General features: G+C 57.0%; 18 protein-coding genes and 3 pseudogenes. 7 read left to right on the top strand and 14 right to left on the bottom strand.

What is annotated here, in order from left to right; all coding sequences use genetic code 11:
* Nucleotides 1–54: 54 nt before the first annotated feature.
* From DA792_RS01285 to DA792_RS01270, 4 genes are read left to right on the top strand one after another with little or no spacing between them, the layout of a single operon-like run.
* Nucleotides 55–1,062 (top strand): ABC transporter permease, encoded by a 1,008-nt coding sequence (locus DA792_RS01285; protein ID WP_107717691.1) that lies wholly within the window; start codon nucleotides 55–57, stop codon nucleotides 1,060–1,062.
* Entirely contained in the window at nucleotides 1,055–1,918 is an 864-nt protein-coding gene (locus tag DA792_RS01280) for an ABC transporter permease (protein WP_107717690.1), read from the top strand. Before DA792_RS01285 ends, DA792_RS01280 begins: the two co-directional genes overlap by 8 nt.
* The gene (locus tag DA792_RS01275) at nucleotides 1,915–2,814 is read left to right on the top strand and encodes an ABC transporter ATP-binding protein (RefSeq protein WP_107717688.1); all 900 of its coding nucleotides are present in this window, start codon (nucleotides 1,915–1,917) and stop codon (nucleotides 2,812–2,814) included. The genes DA792_RS01280 and DA792_RS01275 overlap by 4 nt, the downstream gene beginning before the upstream one ends.
* Entirely contained in the window at nucleotides 2,811–3,656 is an 846-nt protein-coding gene (locus DA792_RS01270; protein ID WP_107717686.1) for an ABC transporter ATP-binding protein, read from the top strand. Before DA792_RS01275 ends, DA792_RS01270 begins: the two co-directional genes overlap by 4 nt.
* Nucleotides 3,657–3,661: 5 nt before the next feature.
* Here the strand turns inward: DA792_RS01270 and DA792_RS01265 are convergent, their stop codons facing one another.
* Nucleotides 3,662–4,669 (bottom strand): AraC family transcriptional regulator, encoded by a 1,008-nt coding sequence (locus tag DA792_RS01265; protein ID WP_107717684.1) that lies wholly within the window; start codon nucleotides 4,667–4,669, stop codon nucleotides 3,662–3,664.
* A 164-nt stretch (nucleotides 4,670–4,833) separates the two neighbouring features.
* Between DA792_RS01265 and DA792_RS01260 the strand changes: the two genes are divergently transcribed.
* The 3 genes and pseudogenes from DA792_RS01260 (at nucleotide 4,834) to DA792_RS01250 (ending at nucleotide 7,370) form a co-directional block, all read left to right on the top strand.
* Nucleotides 4,834–5,610, top strand: a complete 777-nt coding sequence (locus tag DA792_RS01260; RefSeq protein ID WP_107717682.1) for an SDR family oxidoreductase — start codon at nucleotides 4,834–4,836, stop codon at nucleotides 5,608–5,610.
* 26 nt (nucleotides 5,611–5,636) lie between these two features.
* Nucleotides 5,637–6,877 (top strand): annotated as a pseudogene (locus DA792_RS01255) (styrene monooxygenase/indole monooxygenase family protein).
* 1 nt (nucleotide 6,878) lies between these two features.
* Complete coding sequence (locus tag DA792_RS01250) at nucleotides 6,879–7,370, top strand: flavin reductase family protein (RefSeq protein WP_159075129.1); 492 nt, start codon at nucleotides 6,879–6,881, stop codon at nucleotides 7,368–7,370.
* A 60-nt stretch (nucleotides 7,371–7,430) separates the two neighbouring features.
* Here DA792_RS01250 and DA792_RS01245 read toward each other — a convergent pair whose 3' ends face one another.
* The 13 genes and pseudogenes from DA792_RS01245 to DA792_RS01185 form a co-directional block, all read right to left on the bottom strand.
* On the bottom strand, nucleotides 7,431–9,458 hold the full coding sequence (locus DA792_RS01245; protein WP_107717678.1) for a sigma-54-dependent Fis family transcriptional regulator: 2,028 nt from the start codon (nucleotides 9,456–9,458) through the stop codon (nucleotides 7,431–7,433).
* Between the two features lie 57 nt (nucleotides 9,459–9,515).
* Complete coding sequence (locus tag DA792_RS01240) at nucleotides 9,516–10,004, bottom strand: hypothetical protein (RefSeq protein ID WP_107717676.1); 489 nt, start codon at nucleotides 10,002–10,004, stop codon at nucleotides 9,516–9,518.
* A gap of 351 nt (nucleotides 10,005–10,355) precedes the next feature.
* Nucleotides 10,356–12,557: a catalase/peroxidase HPI gene (gene katG / locus DA792_RS01235; protein ID WP_107717673.1), complete on the bottom strand. Its 2,202-nt coding sequence runs from the start codon at nucleotides 12,555–12,557 to the stop codon at nucleotides 10,356–10,358.
* Between the two features lie 108 nt (nucleotides 12,558–12,665).
* Nucleotides 12,666–14,236 (bottom strand): annotated as a pseudogene (locus tag DA792_RS01230) (GMC family oxidoreductase).
* Nucleotides 14,237–14,248: 12 nt separating this feature from the next.
* Nucleotides 14,249–14,773: a Twin-arginine translocation pathway signal gene (locus tag DA792_RS01225; RefSeq protein ID WP_107717670.1), complete on the bottom strand. Its 525-nt coding sequence runs from the start codon at nucleotides 14,771–14,773 to the stop codon at nucleotides 14,249–14,251.
* A 20-nt stretch (nucleotides 14,774–14,793) separates the two neighbouring features.
* Nucleotides 14,794–15,189, bottom strand: coding sequence for a VOC family protein (locus DA792_RS01220; protein ID WP_107717668.1), 396 nt, complete (start codon nucleotides 15,187–15,189; stop codon nucleotides 14,794–14,796).
* A gap of 128 nt (nucleotides 15,190–15,317) precedes the next feature.
* Entirely contained in the window at nucleotides 15,318–16,361 is a 1,044-nt protein-coding gene (locus DA792_RS01215; RefSeq protein ID WP_107717666.1) for an NAD(P)-dependent alcohol dehydrogenase, read from the bottom strand.
* Between the two features lie 71 nt (nucleotides 16,362–16,432).
* Nucleotides 16,433–18,063: pseudogene (groEL, locus tag DA792_RS01210) on the bottom strand (chaperonin GroEL).
* 65 nt (nucleotides 18,064–18,128) lie between these two features.
* Nucleotides 18,129–18,932, bottom strand: a complete 804-nt coding sequence (locus DA792_RS01205) for an iron-sulfur cluster assembly protein (RefSeq protein ID WP_107717664.1) — start codon at nucleotides 18,930–18,932, stop codon at nucleotides 18,129–18,131.
* A gap of 4 nt (nucleotides 18,933–18,936) precedes the next feature.
* The gene (locus tag DA792_RS01200; RefSeq protein ID WP_107717662.1) at nucleotides 18,937–19,959 is read right to left on the bottom strand and encodes an amidohydrolase family protein; all 1,023 of its coding nucleotides are present in this window, start codon (nucleotides 19,957–19,959) and stop codon (nucleotides 18,937–18,939) included.
* Nucleotides 19,960–20,050: 91 nt separating this feature from the next.
* On the bottom strand, nucleotides 20,051–20,419 hold the full coding sequence (locus DA792_RS01195; RefSeq protein WP_107717660.1) for an MmoB/DmpM family protein: 369 nt from the start codon (nucleotides 20,417–20,419) through the stop codon (nucleotides 20,051–20,053).
* A 21-nt stretch (nucleotides 20,420–20,440) separates the two neighbouring features.
* A complete protein-coding gene (locus DA792_RS01190) occupies nucleotides 20,441–21,502 on the bottom strand; it encodes an aromatic/alkene monooxygenase hydroxylase subunit beta (protein ID WP_107717658.1) in 1,062 nt (353 codons plus the stop codon).
* A 48-nt stretch (nucleotides 21,503–21,550) separates the two neighbouring features.
* Nucleotides 21,551–22,609, bottom strand: a complete 1,059-nt coding sequence (locus DA792_RS01185) for an NADH:ubiquinone reductase (Na(+)-transporting) subunit F (protein ID WP_107717656.1) — start codon at nucleotides 22,607–22,609, stop codon at nucleotides 21,551–21,553.
* Nucleotides 22,610–22,648 lie beyond the last annotated feature (39 nt).

Raw genomic sequence — 22,648 nt, 5'->3', positions numbered from 1 at the left:
AAGCACCCGGTCCGCATAGCCTGCGGCCCGGGCCCTAATTCATGTGAGAACCCCATGCTCCTGAAAACCGTCTTTGTGCGGCTGTTGACGACTGCGATCACGCTTTTTGGCGTGGCTGTTGTGGTCTTTATCCTCGTCCGCGTTGCCCCCGGAAATCCGATTGCCATGATGTTGCCGCCCGGCGCGACGGAAAAAGACATTGCCGCCCTCAACGCGGTCTATGGCTTTGACAAAAGCCTGATCGAACAATTCATCATTTGGTTGGGCGGCGTCTTGCATGGCGATTTTGGCACCTCTATCACCCTGCGCCAACCGGTGGCCGAGCTTGTGCTGGGTCGATTGCCCGCGACACTCGAACTGTCCAGTGTGGCGCTGTTGCTCGCGCTGATGCTTGGCGGGTGTGTCGCCGTCATCGGGGCCCGCAAACGTGGGACAGGGACAGAAGTTGGGCTTGATCTGACGAGTGGCGCGATTTTGTCGGTGCCGGATTTTCTCTGGGGTCTGATCTTTGTTTTGGTGTTTGGTGTGCTCTGGCCGGTCCTGTCGATCTCGGGCCGTGTTGATCCCCGCATCGACATTGATTTCACAACGAATTTCTACATTTTCGAAGGGTTGCTGCGGGGGCGGCTCGACGTCGTTGGCTCAACCTTATCGCATATGCTCATGCCTGCGATGTCGCTGGCGCTGCCTTTGGCCGCGATGATCGCGCAACTGTTGAAACAGAACCTCAAAGAGGCGTTGACGCAGGATTACACAACGCTGGCGCGGGTGCGCGGCTTTTCAGAGACCGCAGTGATCTTGCGCGAAGCCCTGCGCAATGCCGCCTTGCCAACCTTGGCGCTTGTGGGGGTTCAGTTCACCTTTCTCATCGGCGGCACCGTGATTGTCGAACGCCTGTTCGCCTTTGAGGGGCTTGGCAACATGGCCATTGATGCCGTGATCAACCGTGACCTTCCGCTCATCCAAGGCATTGTGTTGCTCTTTGCCGCGCTCTTTACCGTGATCAACCTGTTGGTCGATCTCTCATACACATTCCTGAACCCGAGGTTGCGCCATGGCTGATGTCACCACAAATTCCCCCCGGCTGATCCTCACCGACACCAACTTTCGGTTGTGGTTGCCGCTGTTCTGGATCGGCTTGATTGCGGCGGCGGCTCTGTTTGCACCGTTGATTGCGCCGCACGACCCTCTGGCCCAAGATTTGATGATGGAACGCCTTCCGCCGTTTTTCATGGCGGGCAGTGAACCCGGATATTGGCTGGGCACCGACAGCCTTGGCCGCGATGTCCTCTCGCGTATCATTTACGGCGCGCGCATCGCCCTTTTCGTCAGTCTGATTGCCGCCACGACCACGGGGATTTTTGGCTCTGCCCTAGGTCTGATTGCGGGCTATTATGGCGGTTGGGCCGACCGGGTGATTTCCCGGTTGGTCGACATTTGGATGGCCTTCCCGCCGGTCCTGTTTGCCGTGCTTTTGGTGGCCGTGATGGGCACCGGGCTTGGCTCCGTCATCGCCGCGATCGCTTTGATTGATTGGACCCGGTTCGCGCGGGTGATCCGGGCCGAAACCATGGTTCAGGCCCGGATGGATTATGTCGACAGCGCCCGGATTGGCGGCGCGCGGCGTGCCGCCACGTTGGTCAGTGAAATCTTGCCCAATGTGATGCCGTCGATCATCGCGCTTTTGATGCTGGAAATGGGCATTGCGGTGATTGTCGAAGCGATCCTGAGCTTTGTGAACCTGTCGATCTCGTCAGATGATCCCACCTGGGGGTCGATGATTGCCGAAGGGCGAGGTGCCATCCACTTTGCATGGTGGGTGCTTTTGTTCCCACTGATCGCCCTTTTCATGACCGTTCTGAGTTTTTCGACGCTTGGCGAAGGTCTTAAACAACGTTTTGATCCGGTGCTCAAATGACCATGACCACAGCTCACGCCCACACGCTTGACATCATCAACCTCAACATCGCCCTACCGCGTGGACAACGGCTTTTGCGCAACGTGTCGCTGCAATTGGAACCCGGCGAGGTGCGCGCCCTTGTTGGTGAAAGCGGGGCCGGAAAGTCGATGATCGGCAAGGCCGTTCTTGGCATTCTTCCCCATAAGATCAAAAGGACCGAGGGTGAAATTCTCTTGGAGGGGGCGCATCTCAACGCGATGTCCCCGACCACGCGGCGTAACACCGTGGCCAAGATGTCGGCCCTCATTCCGCAAGACCCGCTGACCGCGCTCAATCCGGTGCGTAAAATCGGGCCACAGATCACCGATCCTTTGACCCGGATTCACGGTTGGAGCCATCAGCATGCGCTTGCCCGTGCCCGCGAGCTTTTGGACCGCGTGCATATTCGCGCACCTGACCGGGTGATGCACAGTTATCCGCATGAGCTGTCCGGTGGGATGCGGCAGCGGATTTTGATTGCTGCGGCCTTTGCGCCCTCCCCGCGCCTGATCGTGGCCGACGAACCCACCACGGCGTTGGATGTGACGGTTCAAAAACAAATTCTACGTCTCATTCGTGAATTGCAGCGGGAAACCGGCACCGCCGTTTTGTTTGTCACCCATGACATGGGCGTGGTGGCCAAGATCAGCCAAAAAGTCACCGTGCTCTTTGCCGGGCGCGTGATCGAGGATGCCGCAACGCGGACCGTTTTTGAAAACCCTGCGCATCCGTACACACAGGCCCTCATCGCCGCGACGCCGACACCAAACGTCAGCGCCGAGCCGTTTCAACCGGTGCCTGCGGCACTGATCACCGAATTGCACCGCGAAACACTGGCCGCAGATGCCCTTTATGCTCAGAGAGGTCGCCGATGAACCAGATGACGCACCCCACGCCCCCTGCCCTGTTTTCCATCCGCGATCTGCGCCTGTCTTTTGCGGATCGTGCCCATAAACCCCTGTTTGGTCCGGCTCCGCGTGTCGAGGTTCTCAAAGGTCTCAGCCTTGACATCCCAGAGGGGCGTATCACAGGAATTGTCGGAGAAAGTGGATCGGGAAAGTCGACCTTTGGGCGCATTCTGGTGCGCTTGTTAGCCCCCGAGTCCGGTCAGGTTCTGTTTGACGGCAAAGACATTGGCGCACTGGATGAGGCCGCCCTGCGGCCGCTGCGCCGGGATCTGCAAATGATTTTTCAGGACCCGATGTCATCGCTCAACCCCCGCCACAAGGTGTGGCGTATCATTGCCCAACCGATGAAACGCTATGGTCGGGGTGGCGGACGCAGCGATGCCATCCGAGCCTTGGAAAAGGTTGGCCTGTCTGCGCATTTTGCCGATCGCTATCCGCACGAACTGTCCGGCGGACAACGGCAACGTGTCGGGATTGCGCGGGCAATCGCTTTGGAGCCGCGGTTCATTTTGGCCGATGAAATCGTCTCTGGTCTCGATGTGTCCAGTCAGGCACAGGTGTTGTCGCTCCTGGCCGAACTGGCGCGGGATATGGGGCTGACCTTGGCCTTTATCAGCCATGATTTATCCGTGATCCGCCATCTGTGCGACACGGTTGTGGTTTTGCACCATGGGGAAATCGTGGACCAAGGCCCCGTTGAAGACGTTTTTGAGCACCCACACTCAGAGATCACCAAAGGTCTGCTGTCCGCGATTCCACGCCCGGAGATGGACGAAAGGTGGTGGGATGATATGCCTGAGTCCGCCTGATTGACCTAGGGACGTTTGGCAGCGCGCAGTGTTTCAATCGGGGTGCAGCCAAATTTCCCGCGGTAATGCTCTGAGAACCGACCAAGGTGAAAGAACCCAAGCGCCATCGCCACCGTCGTGACGCTTGTGTCCGGCTTTGGGTTCGACAAATCTTCCCAGGCTTGATCAAGCCGCAGATCGCGCAAAACCGTCATCGGCGCGCGGCCATACCGCGCCCGGCACATACTTTGCAGGGTTCGAACGCTGGTTCCCGCAGCTTGGGCAATGTCTTCAATCATGATCGGATTTTGCAAGTTCTCGCGCATGAACTCTTCGGCCCGGCGGAGGATGCGCGGGACGGGCCCCGATGCGCCTCTCATCACTGGATCAAGATTATGGGTCTGCGTTTGCAACACCCCAATCATCAACGTGCGCTCAAGCTGACGCGCCAAAAGCGTGTCTCCATCGACCAGGTTGGTCCCCTGTTCAGCCTCACGCATCACAAAATCCAAGACGCTCATAAAGGCACGGCCTTCGCCGCCGCGCATGTCATTGGCACCGTCAAAATGAAGCGTCTGACCAGAGGGCAAACCAAATTCGGCGCGCGCGGCATCGAGCAGGGCCGCCTTCTCTATCTGCACCAGCACTTGCACGCAGCCTTCGCTCCAGATCATGCAGGTCGGTGCATCCGGGTTGAGCACACCGCCAAACCCACCGCCAATTTCATGCTGGTTCGATCCATTGGCCACCGAGGCCGAGCCACGGATTGGAAATTGAAACAGGTAGAACCGTTCAAGCTCGCCCGGCGCAATCAGGGTTTTGGCACCATAGGTCATGACATTGATGGACAGGGACCGCCCGGCAAGACGGTTGTGCCGCGCCGCTAGGTGGCCCGACCCGATGGTCTCCAAACGATGATCGCAATACACCCGCGCCACGCAGTCGCGGGTTTCATCCAAATCATCACTCGAAAACAGCGGATGCGCCCCAAGAGGCAAGCCCTCCGTTGCTGGCTGTCCGTCGAAACGAGTCATGCGCCTCCCCTGTTTATGGTCATTCGGGACGTCTGTGCGGTCACCTATTTTAGGCCTAAAGCATATTTTTTCGCAATATGGACTCTGCCCGCGCGAACAGGATAGCGCGCTCCCCCCTCTCTCCGCAAGCTTTCTTTTTATAAAACCAACAAAGGGAGCACAAAATGCGGGGTCTGAAAGACAAAGTGGCGATCATTCCCGGTGGCGCCACGAAAATTGGCGTTGCCGTGGTCGACGCGTTTAAATCCCACGGCGTCAAAGTGGTCGTGGCCGACATTGATGCCGAAAATGGGGAGAAACTTAACAGCGATGGTGTGCATTTTATCCGCGCGGATTTGCGCTCAGATGCGGATATCGACGCCCTCGTCAAAGGCACTGTCGACACCCATGGCCGGATTGATTTTCTCGTCAACGTGGCCGCGACATATCTGGACAACGGGGTTGAAAGCACGCGGGCCGAATGGCTCGAAGCTTTGGATGTAAACCTTGTTGGGTCGGTGATGCTGATGCAATCCGCCCGTGCCGAACTGGCGAAACACAAAGGGGCCATTGTCAATTTTGGGTCCATATCCGCCCGCGTCGCCCAAACAGGCCGATGGCTTTATCCCGTGTCCAAGGCCGCGATCCTGCAATTGACCCGCAATCAGGCAATGGATTTGGCCCCCGATGGTATTCGCGTCAATGCCGTCTCCCCCGGCTGGACCTGGTCCAACATCATGGACAACCTCACCGGTGGCGACCGCGCGAAAACCGACAAGGTCGGTGCCGACTACCATTTGTTTGATCGCGTTGGAGACCCGGAAGAGGTCGCAAACGCCATTATGTTCCTGTGCTCAGACGAAGCCGGGTTCATCACAGGCACCGATATCCGCGTCGATGGCGGCTATACCACCATGGGACCAGAGGGAAAAACCCCGGCCATCCCGCGCCTCATCGACTGACACATAAACCCAACAGGAGAGACACAATGAAACGCATCACAATCGTCGGTGGCGGTCAGTCCGGCCTGCAACTTGGCATTGGCCTTTTGCAAAAGGGCTATGACGTTAAAATGATCCAAGACCGCACCGCACATGAAATCGCCAACGGGCGCGTGACCTCATCGCAATGCCAGTTCGACGCCGCCCTCACGCTGGAGCGCGATCTTGGCATCAATTTTTGGGAAGACGCATGTCCGCCCGTGGAAGGCATTTCCTTTTCCGTCCCCAATCCCGAAGGACCGGGCAAGGTGATTGAATGGTCCTCACGTCTGGATCAAAAGGCCCAGTCTATCGACCAAAGGGTGAAAATGCCGCGCTGGCTTGCGGAATTCGAACGTTTGGGCGGCAAGTTGATCATCACGCAGGCCGACATCCCAATGCTCGAAGCCGAAGCGAAAGCCGCCGATTTGGTGATTGTCGCCTCCGGCAAAGGCGACATCGGCAAGCTGTTTGAACGGGACGCAGAGCGGTCGCCCTTTGACGCGCCGCAACGCGCGCTGGCGCTGACGTATGTGCATGGCATGACCCCCGCGACAATTTTTCGGCCGTCAGTTTCAACCTCATTCCCGGTGTCGGCGAATATTTCGTGTTTCCGGCGCTGACCAAGTCTGGTCCTTGCGAAATCATGGTCTTTGAAGGCGTGCCGGGTGGCCCGATGGATTGCTGGCGCGATGTCAAAACGCCCGCCGAACATCTTGCCAAATCAAAGGACATTCTCAACACGTTCTTGCCTTGGGAAGCGGATCGGTGCCGTAATATCGAACTCACGGATGGGGACGGCATCCTTGCCGGACGGTTCCCGCCGACCGTGCGCAAACCTGTGGGCACGCTGCCGTCCGGGGCGCTGGTTTTGGGGATGGGCGATGCGGTCTGTCTCAACGATCCGATCACGGGTCAGGGCGCAAACAACGCCGCCAAGGCGGCCGGTGTTTACCTTGATGCGATCTTGCGCCATGGCGAACAGCATGGCGATCACCCCTTTGACGCCGCTTGGATGCAGGCCACGTTTGAGCGGTTTTGGGAGTATGCGCAATGGGTTGTGCGTTGGACCAATATGATGCTGTTGCCGCCGCCGCCTTTTGTGCTGGAGATCATGGGCTCAGCTCAGGTCCTGCCGGGGCTGGCGCATCGCATTGCCAATGGGTTTGACGACCCGCGTGATTTCTTTCCGTGGTTTGCCGATCCGACCGCTGCACAAGAGTATCTCACGAGCCTACAGGCAGCGTGACATGACCATCGACACAGCAACCTTTCGCACCACAATGGGGCTGTTTCCGGGGGCGGTGACATTGATCACAACCGGCACCGGCGAGATGCGCCGTGGCATCACCGCCACCGCCGTCTGTTCAGTCAGTGACGCCCCTCCGAGCCTTTTGGTCTGCGTCAACAATCGCACCGGCACCTGTTCGGAAATCATCCGATCTGGTCGCTTTAGTGTGCAATTGCTGGCCCAACATCAAAGTGATGTGGCCATGACTTTTGCCGGGGCGAATGGGCACAGCGGGCTTGCCAAGTTCGACATTGGCGACTGGCAAGAGTGCCCGCGCGGATTACCGCGTCTGCCGGGGGCGCTTGCCAGCCTGTCTTGTGATGTCTTGACCGAAACAACGTCCGGCACCCACCGGATTTTCATCGGCCGCATCGAAGATGTCGTTCAGACCGCAGGCGAGCCTTTGATCTACGCTGGGGCCCAATTTCATCGGCTGCAAAAAGTCGCCTGACGGCAGAAACATAAAGAGGCCAGCGCCCAAGGCCTGGCCTCTTTGCATAGCGCATAACCCTTAAGCCTCAGATGAGGACGGCTTGCGAATGTGATATTGCTTCATTTTGCGATATAGCGTCGGGCGAGAAATCCCCAAAACCGCCGCAACCCGCGTCAAGTTGCCGTTTTCCGAAATCATTGTCTGACGGATGGCCGAGGCCTCAATGCTTTCGAGATCACCAGAATGGCCTTTGAGAATGTTCGGAAGCGGATCTTCTTCGCAGCTGGCGAAATCGTCCTGTAGTTCGGGCGGCAAGTCCCTCAGGCGGACAATGTCATCTGTCTTGATCAGATAAACCCGCTGCACCACATTGCGCAATTCACGCACATTGCCCGGCCATTGATAGGCCATAAACCGTTTGATGACCTCCTCAGAGAAGGTCATCGGCGGACGCCCGGTTTCCTTGGCATAGCTGTCCGAAAAATGCGTAACCAGTTCAAGTAAGTCATTCGCGCGATCCCGCAGGGGCGGCACTTCAATGGTCACCACACCCACGCGATAAAACAGATCGCGCCGGAAATTGCCTTTTTCGATCTCTTGCCGCAGGTCGCGGTTTGTCATCGCCACCAGCCGAACGTCCACCGGGCGGCGTTGACTTCCACCGACCCGATAGATCGCGCGTTGTTCAAGCGCCCGCAGCAGATAGGGCTGTAATTCAATCGGCATGTCACCGATTTCGTCAAGACACAGCACGCCGCCATCGGCCAATTCAAACTTGCCCGCGCGTCCGCCACGCACTGCCCCGGTGAAAGCCCCGTCCTCATAGCCAAAGAGTTCGGCCCCGATCAGTTCGCCGGAAATTGCCGCACAGTTCACCGGCACGTAAGGTGCCTTTTCTCGCGGCAACCGACTATGGATCAACCGCGCGAACAGCTCTTTGCCGACCCCAGTTTCCCCGTGGATCAGCACGGAAACATTGGCTTGCGCCACCCGTTCGGCCAATTCAATCGCGTCCACCATCTTGGGCGAACTGCCGATGATCTGAATCTCATTCTCCGCCACATTGTTGCGCGGTTTGATCGTACAAGACGCAGGCACACGCGCCGCACTGTTGTTATTCTTTAGAAACAACGCCGCTCCGCGATAGATGCCCTCAAACTTCAACCGCTCAACACCTTCCGTCTCTATACTCAGCGGCAGAAGGCGCGTGATCTCCCCGTCTGACAGCTCCTCAAGTTTTGGCAACAGCTTGTGACCGACCTCTAACTCTTTGGACTGTAACAAGGTTTTCTCATCAACCCCACGCCGAAACAGGATGTGCCCGTTTTTATCCAGCAGGATCACGCCCCGATGCACCCGACTGTATTCGGACATCATGAAGGCTTCGAGCAACATGGCGCGCTCGTCTTTCTGCTGCTCTGCGAGCGCAATCTCAATTTCGCGGGCTGAGGCCAAAACCAGAGCAATATTGTGCTGTCGGAAAATCTGGGGCGGACCAGACAGATCGACAACGCCGATGACCTCTTGCGTAAACGGATCGCGGATCGGCGCACCCGCGCAGGTCCAAGCCTGTACGCCTTCCACGAAATGCTCGGCGGCATGCACATAGGCGGGCTTTCCCGTCTTCAGCGCGGTGCCAATGCCGTTGGTCCCGATGGTTTGTTCATTCCAATCTCCACCGATCTCAAGATGGATGCCCTGACCTTCGTCCAGGATCAACTCGTCGCCAATGGCGTCGATGATGACGCCCTGATCATCCGCAAGGATCAAGATCGTTTTGGCCTCTCTGAGATAGGGTTCAAGGCGCTTAAAGGCGGCCGAGGCCGCCTTGCGCAAAGCGGCGTTGCGTTCTTGGCGCAGGAACACCCCGTTCTCGTCAATGATCTTGCGCGACGCCTGCCCCCCGGCATTGACCCCGAGTTCCCGACTGCGCTGCCATGAGGCAAGGATTTCCTCGCGCACAGTGTCAGGTCGCGCCTCAGCATTTTGACCGGAGGACACAAAGCGCTCCCACGCCTCACGGGTATGCTGTTCCGAATAATCGGAACCGCATATCAGCCCCGCAGCTTTGTCATTTTGCATATTGTAATAACTTGTACGGGTCATGATGAGAGAACACGCCTTCCTTTCTCATAGCTGAAGATTCAAAAAGCGCGCCTGTACTCACGTGCTTTTCAGGTCCAACACAGTCTCAAGCTCATTCGCCAGATCCTTTTCGGTGAATTCGCGAGTGATCTCAACGCCTTCCAAGTGTTTCAACAGGGCGTAAAGAGCGTCATCAAGCGGGGAGAAAAATCCGTTTTCCTTGGTTGCAAGAACCAGTTTTTTAGACATGAAGTTACCGCGAATTTCGCCCAGCATCTGAATCTGCAGCCCACTGGATTTATCCGCCAACACAACGCGGTTGTTCAGGCTGACTTTCACATAGGGGTCGGCAACGTCATTGCGTACAGCGGCTTTGAGATCATAGATCATCAACCCGTCGAGCTTAGGCGTCTCGCGCCGTTTCGCCTCTTGTTGGCGCATACGGGTGTAGCCACCGCCGCTGAGCTGGTCGGCGAGTTTGCGGATCACGGGCATATTTTCAGAGATCAGGCGCTTTGCCTTCACATCTTCCGCACGTGGACCTTCTCTCTTCGAGAAAATATCCAATTTCAGTTCCTCCCTGATTAAAAGATTAGCAGTAGTTGTCTCGTCTCACCAAGAGAAAAGACGGGCGTAGATCCGCGAAACACATCAGCAATTTCATGACGAAAAAGACTGAAACACGCCGTATTTTGGAAAAAGATGCAACGGATCAGATGGATGCAGCCTTCTGCGAGACGCCTCATTTCCACAGTATCGGGGCATGAGTGTGCAGAAACTGAACAACGTTTTCTCCGCAGATACGGACGAGAACACGCGGTGGCCTGTGCCAAAGGCGCATTTCCGACGCAGGAAAGGCCAAGACCGAGGTCTGCCAAAGGCCGAAATCCGGCCTCTGGCACTCTTATTCAACTCGGATCAACGCAGATCGAAACGGTCCGCATCCATCACCTTGACCCATGCCGCAACGAAGTCTTTTACAAAGCCTTGCGCATTTGTGCGGCTGCCATAGACCTCGGACAAAGCCCGCAGTTGCGAGTTCGATCCGAAAGCCAGATCAACCCGCGTCGCACTCCATTTCTTTGCCCCCGATGCCCGGTCACGCCCTTCGAACAGCGTTTCAGAGTCATCCACCGGCACCCATTCGGTGTCCATATCCAGAATGTTGACGAAGAAATCGGTGCTGAGCGTGCCGGGACGTTTGGTCAAAACGCCGTGGTCCGATCCGCCTTGATTGGCCCCAAGCGCCCGCATGCCGCCAACCAGGGCGGTCATTTCCGGCGCACTCAATGCCAAGAGCTGTGCCTTGTCCACCAAAAGCGCCTCGGCAGGATAGGTATAGGCGGCTTTTTCGTAGTTGCGGAACCCATCCGCGACAGGTTCCATCGGCACAAAGGACTCCGCATCGGTTTGCTCAGCGGAGGCATCCGTACGACCCGGCGTGAAGGGCACCGAAACGGCAGTGCCGCCGTCTTTGGCCGCCTTTTCAATGGCCGCATTGCCACCCAACACGATAAGATCCGCCAAAGACACGGCCTTGCCACCGCTTTGCTTGGCGTTGAAACCCGTTTGGATCGTGCTCAGCGCGTCCAGAACCTTGGCCAAACGGGCAGGATCATTCGCCTCCCAATCCTTTTGCGGTGCCAGTCGGATACGCGCCCCGTTGGCGCCACCACGTTTGTCCGACCCCCGGAATGTCGAGGCCGAAGCCCATGCGACAAAGACCAAATCCGAGACAGAAAGGCCTGAGGACAGGATCTCTGCTTTGAGGGCAGTGGCATCCGCATCCGTGATCAGGGGATGATCCGCCGCTGGGATCGGATCTTGCCAGATCAAATCTTCGGCGGGAACCTCATCACCAAGGTAGAGCGCTTTTGGCCCCATGTCGCGGTGGGTCAGTTTGAACCAGGCGCGCGCAAAGGCTTCGGCAAACGCCTCGGGGTCTTCATGGAACCGTTTCGAGATTGGCCCATAAATCGGGTCCATCCGCATCGCCATATCGGCGGTTGTCATCATGACTGGAACCGTCGCACTCGACCCGTCGACTTGCGGCGCGTGATCGCCCTCAGACAGGTCCTTGGCATGCCAAATATGCGCGCCAGCCGGGCTTTTGGTCAGCTCCCACTCATAGCCGAACAGCAGGTCGAAATAGCCATTGTCCCACTCGATCGGGTTCGCGGTCCAAGGGCCTTCGATGCCCGAGGTGGTGGTGTCCACGCCTTTGCCAGAGGCATGTGCGTTTTTCCAGCCAAAGCCCATCTCTTGCAGCGGGGCCGCCTCAGGTTCCGCCCCCACGAGCGCGGGATCACCGGCACCATGTGCTTTGCCAAACGTGTGGCCGCCTGCCACCAACGCGACCGTTTCCTCATCGTTCATCGCCATCCGTGCAAAGGTTTCGCGGATGTCACGGCCAGAAGCGATCGGATCAGGCGTGCCGTTCGGACCTTCGGGATTGACGTAGATCAGACCCATCTGCACAGCGGCCAACGGATTTTCCAAATCGCGCTCGCCCGAATAGCGTTTGTCGCCCAACCATTCGGTTTCCGAACCCCAGTAAATGTCTTCTTCGGGTTCCCACACGTCTTGGCGACCGCCACCAAAGCCAAAGGTCTTGCCGTTCATGCTTTCGATCGCGACGTTTCCGGCCAGGATCATCAGATCGGCCCAAGACAGCGCATTGCCGTATTTTTCCTTGATCGGCCACAGCAGACGGCGGGCTTTGTCAAGGTTGCCGTTGTCCGGCCAGCTGTTCAGCGGCGCGAAACGTTGAGTGCCTGTTGAGGCCCCGCCACGTCCATCCGCGGTCCGATAGGTGCCGGCGGAATGCCACGCCATGCGAATGAAAAACGGACCATAATGACCGTAATCCGCAGGCCACCAGTCTTTGCTGTCGGTCATCAGAGCCGTCAAATCGGCCTTGACCGCTTTCAGGTCGAGTTTTTTGAACTCTTCAGCATAATTGAAATCTGGCCCCATTGGGTTCGACGCCGGGGTGTGTTGATGCAAAATCCGTAGATTGAGCTGATTGGGCCACCAGTCCCGGTTGCCTTGCCCCGAAGCATTGGTTGCGCCGTGCATAACCGGACATTTGCCCGCGCGATGCTGATTATTTCCGTCCATGGTTTCCTCCCTTTAAAGTGAAACATATAGTTTTGGCCCATACATTTTAAAGCACGGGACGGGCATCTCAGGGTCCCGAGATGCCCTAATCTAACGCAAGAGACGCGTTCAGAGCGCCTTTTTGCCCATTTCGGATGCGATGTAATCGGCTTGCCGGATCGCCAATGCCACAATGGTGAGCGTCGGGTTTTCCGCCGCGCCGCTGGTGAATTGGCTGCCGTCCGAGACAAACAAGTTGGCAATGTCATGCGACTGACCATGCTTGTTGACCACACCATCACGCGCGTTTTCAGACATCCGGTTCGTGCCCATATTATGGGTCGATGGATAGGGCGGCGTTGGGAAAACGCGGGTGGCGCCCACGGCCTCGTACACGGCAATACCCTGTTTATACGCGTGACTGCGCATTGCGATATCGTTCGGGTGATCATCAAAGTGCACATTCGCCACCGGCAACCCATGTTGATCCTTTATATCATGGTTCAGCGTGATCCGGTTGGTTTCTTGCGGCATATCTTCGCCGACAAGCCACATCCCAGCCATGTTCTCATAGTGATCGAGCGCCGTGGTGAACTCACGCCCCAACCGCCCGGATCAAGGAAGGCCGCCATGAACGGCAGACCCAGAGACAGCGTCTCCATCTCATAGCCGCCGACAAATCCCCGCGACGGATCATGGCGCGCTTCGTCTTGGATAATCCCGGCCATGGTGGTGCCACGCCACATGCGAACCGGCTGATCAAACACGCCGTATACCGATCCGGTCATGTGGCGCATGTAGTTGCGCCCGACCTGACCCGAACTGTTCGCCAAACCATCGGGGAACATCGAGGAGGCCGAATTCAGCAGCAGACGCGGGCTTTCGATTGAATTCCCGGCAACACAGACAATCCGCGCCTTTTGCTCGTGCTGTTTGCCTTTTGCATCGACATAGACGACACCGCTCACCTTGCCTTTTTTATCATGCTCGATCCGCATGACATGGCACCGTTCACGCACTTCCAGATGCCCGGTCGCTTCGCCTTTGGGAATGTCAGTGTAAGCCGAGGACCATTTTGCGCCCCACTTACAGCCCTGAAAACAAAATCCGGTTTGTTGGCACGCCATGCGGTCATCATACTCGGCCGAGTTGATCGCCATCCGGCCCGTGTGGACCTCTTTATAGCCCAAGGCCTTTGCCCCGGCTTCGAACACTTTGTAGTTGTTGTTGCCCGGCAAACCTGCCCGGCCACCCGTGCGCGTGACGCCCAGCTTGGTTTCTGCCTTGGTGTAGTAATCGTCCATCTCACGCGGGTCGATTGGCCAATCCAACAGGTTTGCGCCTTGCACATCACCATAGGTCGTTTTGGGTTTCCATTCGTGGTCCTGGAACCGCAAAGACGCCCCCGCCCAATGGGTCGTCGTGCCGCCAACCGCCTTTACAATCCAGGCAGGCAGGCCCGAAAAATCCTTGGCCACGCGCCAGTCGCCCGAGGTCGACCGAGGGTCCGTCCAGGCCAACTGACCAAAGCTGTCCCATTCGTCATTGATATAATCCTCGGGCAAATACCGCCCGCCCGCTTCCAGCGAGACAACCGAAATTCCTTTTTGTGCCAATTCATTGGCCAACACGCCGCCACCGGCCCCGGTGCCAATGATGACGACAACGCTATCGTCATTCAGATCAAAAGGTGCAGTCATTGTTCAAACCCCTCAAAGCCAATTGATGTCATCGAAACCGCGGTCAATGTATCCGCCTTGCGAAAAGCTCTCGCCCTCGTAGCCAAAGATCGGCCAGACGGCTTTTTGGTTGTACAGGCCGGTCACCAACCCACCGCGGATCTGTTGAAAGAACGGGCTGTTTTCCATCGCGCGCAACAGATCCACCCGGTCACGTTCCCACCCCACGTCGATGTAGCGCCCGTAGCCGATGCCCTTTGCAGCGGCATCCAAAGCCGCGATATTGGCTTCGATGGTCTCGGCGGCCTCGGGCGTGTCATAGCCTTTCATGGCGATGGCGTAATATGCGTTAGAGACCTGATCATGCGGATAAATATCGCGCGCCATTTGGATCAGCGTCGCCATGGTTTCGGACGTCAGATGGTCGACCTCCAAAGCCCAGTTCGCGGCCTCCACCCGGCCCGCAACAAAACCGGAACCGATGGCGAAGCTGGCGCCGAAGACTGCGCTTTGCGACAACAATTGCCGGCGCGTCATACCTTGCTTGCGAAGAGACATGTTTTCCTCCCTTTTCAATTTTACTGATATCTGCCAGCGCGCTGCAGAACTTCGATCTGGTACCCGTCCGGGTCCTGAACAAAGAAAAACCGTGCCAGCGTTTTGCCATTGCTTTTGAAATCAACCACCTTGCGCGGGGCAAACCCCGCCGCCTCGAAACGGGCGTGTTCGGCCTCAAGATCTTCGACGCTGAACGCCAGATGGCCGTAGCCGTTGCCCAGATCGTAAGGCGCGGTTGTGCCCTTATTGACCGTCAGCTCCAGTTCAAATGTGGCCTCTGTGTTGGACAGATAGATGAGCGTGAAATCGTCAAAGTCGATCCGCTCGGCGACCTCCAGCCCAAAGGCCGCGCGGTAAAAGGCGACAGATTGGGGCTCATTGAGCACCCGGATCATGGAGTGAATTGCTTTTGCCATTTTCAGTCCTCTACGCTTGAAAGTTTTAAATGCCCTGCGACCGAGAGCGAGGATGCGGTCGCAGGGCTGATGTCATCGGCAAGGTCAATGGGACGATCCCTTGCGCGTTGACTCACCGGTCCGGGACCTCAGGGGACAATCACCCCACGACCGGTAAACTTGCGTTCATTGAAATCGACGATGGCCTGATTGATGTTGTCGAGACTGTATTCGGTCTGGTGCATCTTCACCTTGCCGTCGGCATTCATTTCCATGAGTTCGACCAGCTCAACAAAGTCTCCCACAAGGCTGCCGCCGATCTTGATTTCGTTCGCGACCAATTCCAACGTCGGCACTTCGACGGTGCCGCCATAGCCGACCATGATCAATTCGCCACCCTGGCGGAGCAGTTTCCAACAGATGTTTTGGGTGCCATGTTCACCGACAAAGTCGATCACAACATGTGCGCCGCCGCCGGTCGCTTCTTTCACCTGTTCGATCAGGTCAGCTCCGCCGTCGAGAACGATGTCCGCGCCCAATTCTTTGGCAAGCACTTGTGCGGCAGGTTCACAATCCACCGCAATCACCCGCGCGCCGCTTGTGTGTTTCAGCACTTGCAACGCGATATGGCCAAGCCCACCAATGCCCACAAGCACAACGTAGCCCCCAGGATTCAGCAGTTTTGCCGCCTTTTTGGCCGCGCGGTAGGCGGTGATACCCGCATCCGCCATCGGCGCAACTTCGAGCGGGGTGATGCCGGTGTTCAGCTTGATGACTGAACTTTCGCTGGTCTTGAAATATTCGGCAAAGCCGCCGTCCAAACCAAGACCCGGGAACAGTCCGTGATCGCAATACATATCATGGCCATACCGGCAGCTCAGGCAGATACCGCAGCTGCGATGTGGGTGACAAATCACTGCATCGCCGGGTTTCACCGAGGTGACGGCACTGCCCACGTCTTCGACCCAGCCCGCATTTTCATGGCCCATGATATAAGGCAACAGATTGCCCCCGGTATCCATGATGTCTTTCCACACACCTTCGATGATATGCAGGTCGGTGCGGCACAAGCCGGCTGCACCGACCTTGATGATCACCTCATCCGGCGCTGTGATCGTGGGAGGACGTACGTCTTCAATCTTCAGCTGCACCTTCATCGTGGGATCATATTCGTAGAGTCTTGCTGCTTTCATGGTCAGGTTCCTTCCGACTGTTCAGACCGACCCCGTGACGAGGTCGGCCACCATTTCATTCACAAACGAGGTCAGGGACGGCCCAAAAGCTCGGCACCGCCCCCGCGCGCAGGGCCCTCGGTCGGATCGGCTTCGCCTTCCGCAAGATCCCCAACAAGCGTTTCGGTTGTCAGGATCAGCTGAGCGACAGAAGCCGCGTTCACCAGGGCTGATGCCGGGACACGCGCGGGGTCAATGATCCCCATCGCATACATGTCGCCAAACTCGCCGGTCGCCGCGTTAAAGCCGTGGCCCGTGGCACCGTCGACAACGGCCTTCGCCACAGCGTCAACATCCGCACCCGCATTGCTGGCAATACGCTGCACCGGCTGGGTCAGGATCGAACGCACCAAGGCCACACCTTTGGCGATGTCTCCCTCGGCTTTGATTGCATCCAGACAGGGTGCGATCTGTGCCAAGGCGGTGCCACCGCCCGCAACAACACCGTCCTCGGCCGCCGCGCGCACAGCGCACAGAGCATCCTCGATCAACTGGATCGTCCGCTTTTGTTCGACCGGGGTGAACCCGCCCGCATAGATGATCGCACTGCCCCCGTCAGTTTGGACAGCCGCTCGCGCAACTTGTCTTTTTCGACGTTCGGAGGGGCGACGTCATATTGCCGTTTCACCTGATTGCGGCGGGCTGTGATCGCCTCAGAATTGCCCTCTCCCCGCAGGATCGAGGTGCCAGAGGCATGTGAGCGCACCACTTCCGCCCCGCCAAGCTGTGCGCGCGTGACTTTCTCGATCTTTTTGCCAAGATCGCGGGCCAAAACCTCACCGCCGGTCAGAATGGCGAGATCATCCATCATCGCGGTACGCCAATGGCCGTACTCGGGCGGATGGACGATCAGGTATTTCCCTGCACCGCCGCCCTCCAGCAACCGGATCACCACCTCGGGTGCGATTTCTTCCGCGATGATCATAAGCGGGCGGTTTTCGCCATCCGCGATGGAAATGGCTGTGTCCAATACCTCAGGCTGAAGAATTTTCTGATCGGTCATCAAAATCAGCGGATGCCGCAGCACCGCTTCCATGTTTTCGCGGTCCGTGACCATGTGGTGCGAGATATATCCGCGCTCGATGGACATGCCCTCGACCACATCCATCGTCGTCTCGATGGTCACTCCGAAATCGGCGGAAATGACACCGCTTTTCCCGACCCGACGAAACGCTTCGGCAACCAAAGCGCCTAAGGTCGGGTCCGTCGCGGACACCTGCGCCACGGCTTCAAGATACTCAGGGTGCGCCTCGCAATCGCGTGAGGAGGCATCAATCGCCTTGATGATCTCTTGCACGGCCAGATCAATCCCTTTGCACAGATCGACCGGCTTCACCCCGGTTTTGGCCAGTTCCACGCCTTTTTGGATCAACGCATTCGCCAAAACAATCGCCGTCGTGGTGCCGTCGCCGGCCACATCGTTGGTCTGCATCGACACTTCGCGGACCACCTGAGCGCCCATGTTTTCAAAACGATCACTCAGTTCGATTTCGCATGCGATGCTCACGCCGTCTCGGGTCACAAGTGGCGTTCCCACCGGGCGGTCGATCATTGCATTGAGACCTTTCGGCCCGAGCGTGGGCTCAACCGCTGCGGCAAGCCGTGCCACACCGCGGGCCAAACACTCCCTCGCGGTCGTTCCATGCACCATGAGTTTAGCCATATCTTCCTCCTTCTGCCCAAGAGATTTCTCAGGCTTCCTCCTAAAACGTTTATTTTATCAGAGACTTATCGCCCCGCGTTGGCTCCGTCGCGGGGCGGCACACGCCCTGCAATAAAATCAACCAGCGTTGGCCCCTCGGGGCCGATCTCGACTTCTTTGTAGCGTGTTTTGGCAAGCCCCCGGCACATCGCGCCGTTGAACTCCATATTGATGCGGGTGCTGCGGAGGTGGACAAGATGCGCGGTCAGCGCGGCGGCATCTATGGGTCGTCCGTCCCAAGTCGGAAAAGCCAGATCATCCGGGTTGACCGCCAAACCTTGAGACAGGAGCAAGTCCAGATACCGAGGCGTCTGCCGCAGTTCTTCTTCGCCTGTGAATTCAATCCGCTGAAGCGCCGCCAACGGCATTGACACGATATCCTCTGCCTTATGCCCAAGCGCCTGAAGACCCAGCAAAACAACCTCTTGCCGCCGGTCAAAGGCTTTGGACATAAACTTCGTAACCACGTCGTCCAGTCGCTCTCCCTTGCAATACTGGGCGAAGATATCGTGGTAATTGCGCCCGCTGTTCACACCTTCATTGACCTCATCGCCAAAACAATGGTCGTTCAGTTGAACGGTCATCTCTTGGACCCAAGGCAGCGCGGAGATCTCCTTGCGGATACCAAAGGCCATCAGAAAGGCGAAATTCGGTGAACACCAGTAGGTGGGGAGTCGAAATTCGACTCGCACCGTTCTTGCATCCAAAACGTCGACGCTCTCGACGAAACCCATGTCTGTAATGGGTTCGTCGAGCTCGGGGTCTGTCACCGCTTCGAGACAGTCCCAGACGTCGAGTTCCAGCTCTGTTTTAAGAGTGGACACCAGCATCGGATCACTCCGCCGCAATCTGAACCGGTGACCCGGCCAATTCGACTTTTTTCTTATTCACATCAATGTCGTACAGACGTGCCGCATTGAGACCGAGGATCTTTTCTTTGATCTCATCGGTCAATTGCACACCCCGTTCTTGGGCGATGTCTTCGGGGATCTGATAGTCCCAGAATTTTTCGACCAACCATTTCGGCGTCCAGATCGCATAATCTGAGCCGAACAACAGCTTGTCTTCACCCAGCCAGAACAACAGCTCCGCCATGATCTCGCCAAAATAACGCGGACGCGAATGAATGAACGGCAGTGCCACGGCCAAACCGCCATAGACATTGGTTTCCTGGGTCGCGATCCAGCAGAACTCATCCAAACGCGGCAGACCGCAATGTTCGATGATCCAGTTCAGGTTTTGGAAATCCGTCGCCGCATAGTCGACATCGCGCACATCAAACGCATCCATCGACAGGGGCGTGATCGTCGGGCCCTTGTGAACATGAACATTCTTGATGCCCAGCTTCTCGCAGAGTTCAAAGCACTTGTAGGCGGCCGGATCATTCAGCGCCCAGCCCTTGCTGTCGCCATTCCATTCGGCCGTGTACATTTTCACGCCCTTAATGTCGAAGGTCTCTTTCATGTAGTGGATGTATTCCAGAGCCTTTTCGCCATCACGCGGATCGAACGAGCCGTTGACGATGAAGCGCTCAGGATGACGCGCCGCCATCGACGAGCTGCGCTCGATTGAGGAGAAACCCTCTTTGTAGAAATCGTTGAGATAGGTCGATTGGATGATCGCCATGTCATCCGGGCCATCAACGAAGAGATCGCGATAGATGTCATCTTCGCTGTATTTTTCAAACTTCGATTTTTCCCAAAGCTCTTCAGATGGGCTCAGGTTGGTGTGATAGGCGTAGAAGCAATCAATGAATTGCTTGCCGTGGATATTCGCCTGATTTTCGGGGCTGCCGTCCCAAAAATGGGTGTGCCCGTCGAGTACGAAAATCTCTTTCCCCTCAGGTGTCTTGAACATGGTTTCCTCCCAAAGTGTCGTGGTGCGTTTGTGTTGGTTTGGATGTTGGGTGAGAGGGCGCGCAGAACCGCGCCCTCCCGTCCTTGCGCCATCAAATATATTCGAACACGTCGTCCATATTGCCGAAGAGGATCACCATGTTGTCATCCACGCGGACCATGCGGCCATAATGCGTGGAGGTGTTCACCTCAAAGATTTCCGCCGTCATTTCCCGGCCAAAGAATTCGCTGATCTCATCCATTTTGAAGATCAGCTTGCCTTCGCCATCCACCCGGATGGTTGCCGGGTTATAGGTGACCGTCACATTCGGATCCTGCCCCATGAATTCCGCGATGGCACGGGCCTCGACGGAGTCGTTCATGGTGATCCCACATTGGTGTGAAATCGTTTGATCGAAGGTGATGTCCTTCATCGACTTAAAAATGTTCTGCTTGGAAGAATCACGGGCATTGCTAGACATTTTTTCATTCCTTTCAGAGGATTAGAGGAGACCCAGCTCAGTGATGATCTGGCTGATCCGCTCTTGCGAAACCGCTTTGACATCTTCGAAAGAGACCGGCTTGGAATGCGGCTGCGACCAGATCGGCTGCAACGCAATGGCGGCTTTGTCGGCCAAGTCGCGGTGCTTGGCGAGCCAGCCTTTGAACAGCTTGCGGTTGTGATCGCCGTATTGCTCATCGTTTGCCAACAGGTAGATCAGGTCCACGGTGTTCGCGAGGTTGCGCTCGTAATCCGCTTCTGCGGCCGAGATCACCGGCGGCGTGATGAAATCATTGTTGGCGGCAGCGGCTTGCATGAAGAAACCAGACCGGATCAATTCGCCGACCAAAGGTTCGAACACGATGTTGATCGCGAAATATTGCTCAAGGTAATCCTCACAGCCCATGATCGTCTCGATCGCTTCGCGGGTCGGCTGCCAGATCGGATCTTCAAGCCAGCATTTTTTGCCCAACTCATCGTCCCAGCCTTCAAGATCCATGCCGATTTCGGCCAGATACAAGGTGATGTCCTGGGCAAGGCGCATCTTGTACGAGGAGTTGGTCAAAGTGGCGTTGTTGATCATCTGGGAGTAGCCATAGCGCTGCGCCTGCATCAGCGAGGTGCCAAGGCCAAATTCCGCATGTTTCCATGCGCCCAGATGTTTTTGCAGGATCATCTGCCAGTTTTTGTCGAAAGACCGCGGCGCACCGGCGCGGCGCGCATTGGTGATCACGCTTTGCACCATGCTCTCGATCTTGGACTGGCGCTGATAGTGGGTGCGTTCCCATTCCTGGTCGGGGGCGCGGAAAGCGTGCCAGTTGCTCGACAGCGCGGCCGTGCTGTCTTTCGTGTAGGCCCCGCCGCCTTTTCCGCCCTCGAATTCAATGATCCAGTCTTGGATCAGGTAGCGCTCGGGATCGGGTTGCACGTCAACTGTGACGTCCTCGTAATGGGTTGCCCGTTTGCCGCGCGGTTCGAAATAGTTGTAACGGCGGCTGGTTGAGCCGATGAATGTTGCGGCACCGGCGGCACCGGATCCTACTGAGCTTGATGTTGCTACCATTGTAGCCTCCCTTTGGTTGGTTTCACGTCACTAGCGTTCGAGCCAGGTTCAATGGCCCGAAGAACCGGAAGTGGGCGTGAACTTGTCGTAGAAAATGCGGTCCGTTTCGAAGTTGCGCATGAACAGAACGGGTGTCAGCGCGTCGATCATCGGCGGCGGTCCACAGGCGTAAACGTCCCCCTCCCCGTCGCAGTCGATCGCCTTTAACCGCGCATCGACGCATTCATGGACAAAGCCGCGTTCGCCAGCCCATCCGCTATCTTCAGCCTCATGGCTGAGCACCGGAATGAACTCGACATTCGGGTGGGCGTCGGTCAACGCCTTGATCTCGTCCAGTTTGAAAAGATCGCTCTGAGACCGTGCACCATAGAAGAAATAGATCGGGCGCTCTTCGCCGCTGACCACTTGGTCGTTCAAAATCGACCAGACAGGCGACATGCCCGATCCGGCGCCGACAAGGATCACGGGTCCGTCGCGTCCTTCGCGTCGGAAGCACATCCCGTAGGGCCCTTCGATTTCGACTTCGGCTCCGGCTTTGATGCCGCCATCGTCGAGTTCGTTGGAGAACCGCCCGTCAGGGTATTTTTTGATGATGAAGCCGAGTTTTTGGGCTTCGCTCGGCGGATTTGCCATGGAGAACGAGCGTGTAATCTTCTCCCCTTTTTCCGTTTTGACTGTGATGTCGACATATTGACCCGCCCAAAATTTGAGAGGCGCATCCAGTTCAATTTGAACAGCGCGAATGTCATGGGTCAGTTTTTGGAAATCGACGATCTTGCCGGAATACTGCTTCACCGGGATCGATTTGGAGAGAACCTCTTCGTCATAGTTCAACAGTTCGATATCAATGTCGCTGTAGGCATGCGCGCGGCACATCAGGATATGCCCGCTGTCTTTCTCCATGTCATTCAATGCGAAGGTGGAGTATTTCAACATCTCCGTTTCGCCATTCAGCTTGACGCATTTGCACGCCGAGCATTGCCCTTCCTTGCACCCGTGAGGTAGCGCGATCCCCTGCCGGAACGCGGCGTCCAGAATGGTTTCGTCTTCCTCGACTTCAAACTCCACTCCGACCGGTTCCAACCGGACAGTATAAATATCCGTCATTGTGTCCTCCCTATCCACAGCGTGCAGACATTGCACACC

This window comes from Celeribacter baekdonensis (assembly GCF_003047105.1).
In the GTDB taxonomy this organism is placed as follows: Bacteria; Pseudomonadota; Alphaproteobacteria; order Rhodobacterales; family Rhodobacteraceae; genus Celeribacter; species Celeribacter baekdonensis_B.
This window is presented reverse-complemented; position numbering and strand designations above follow the sequence as displayed.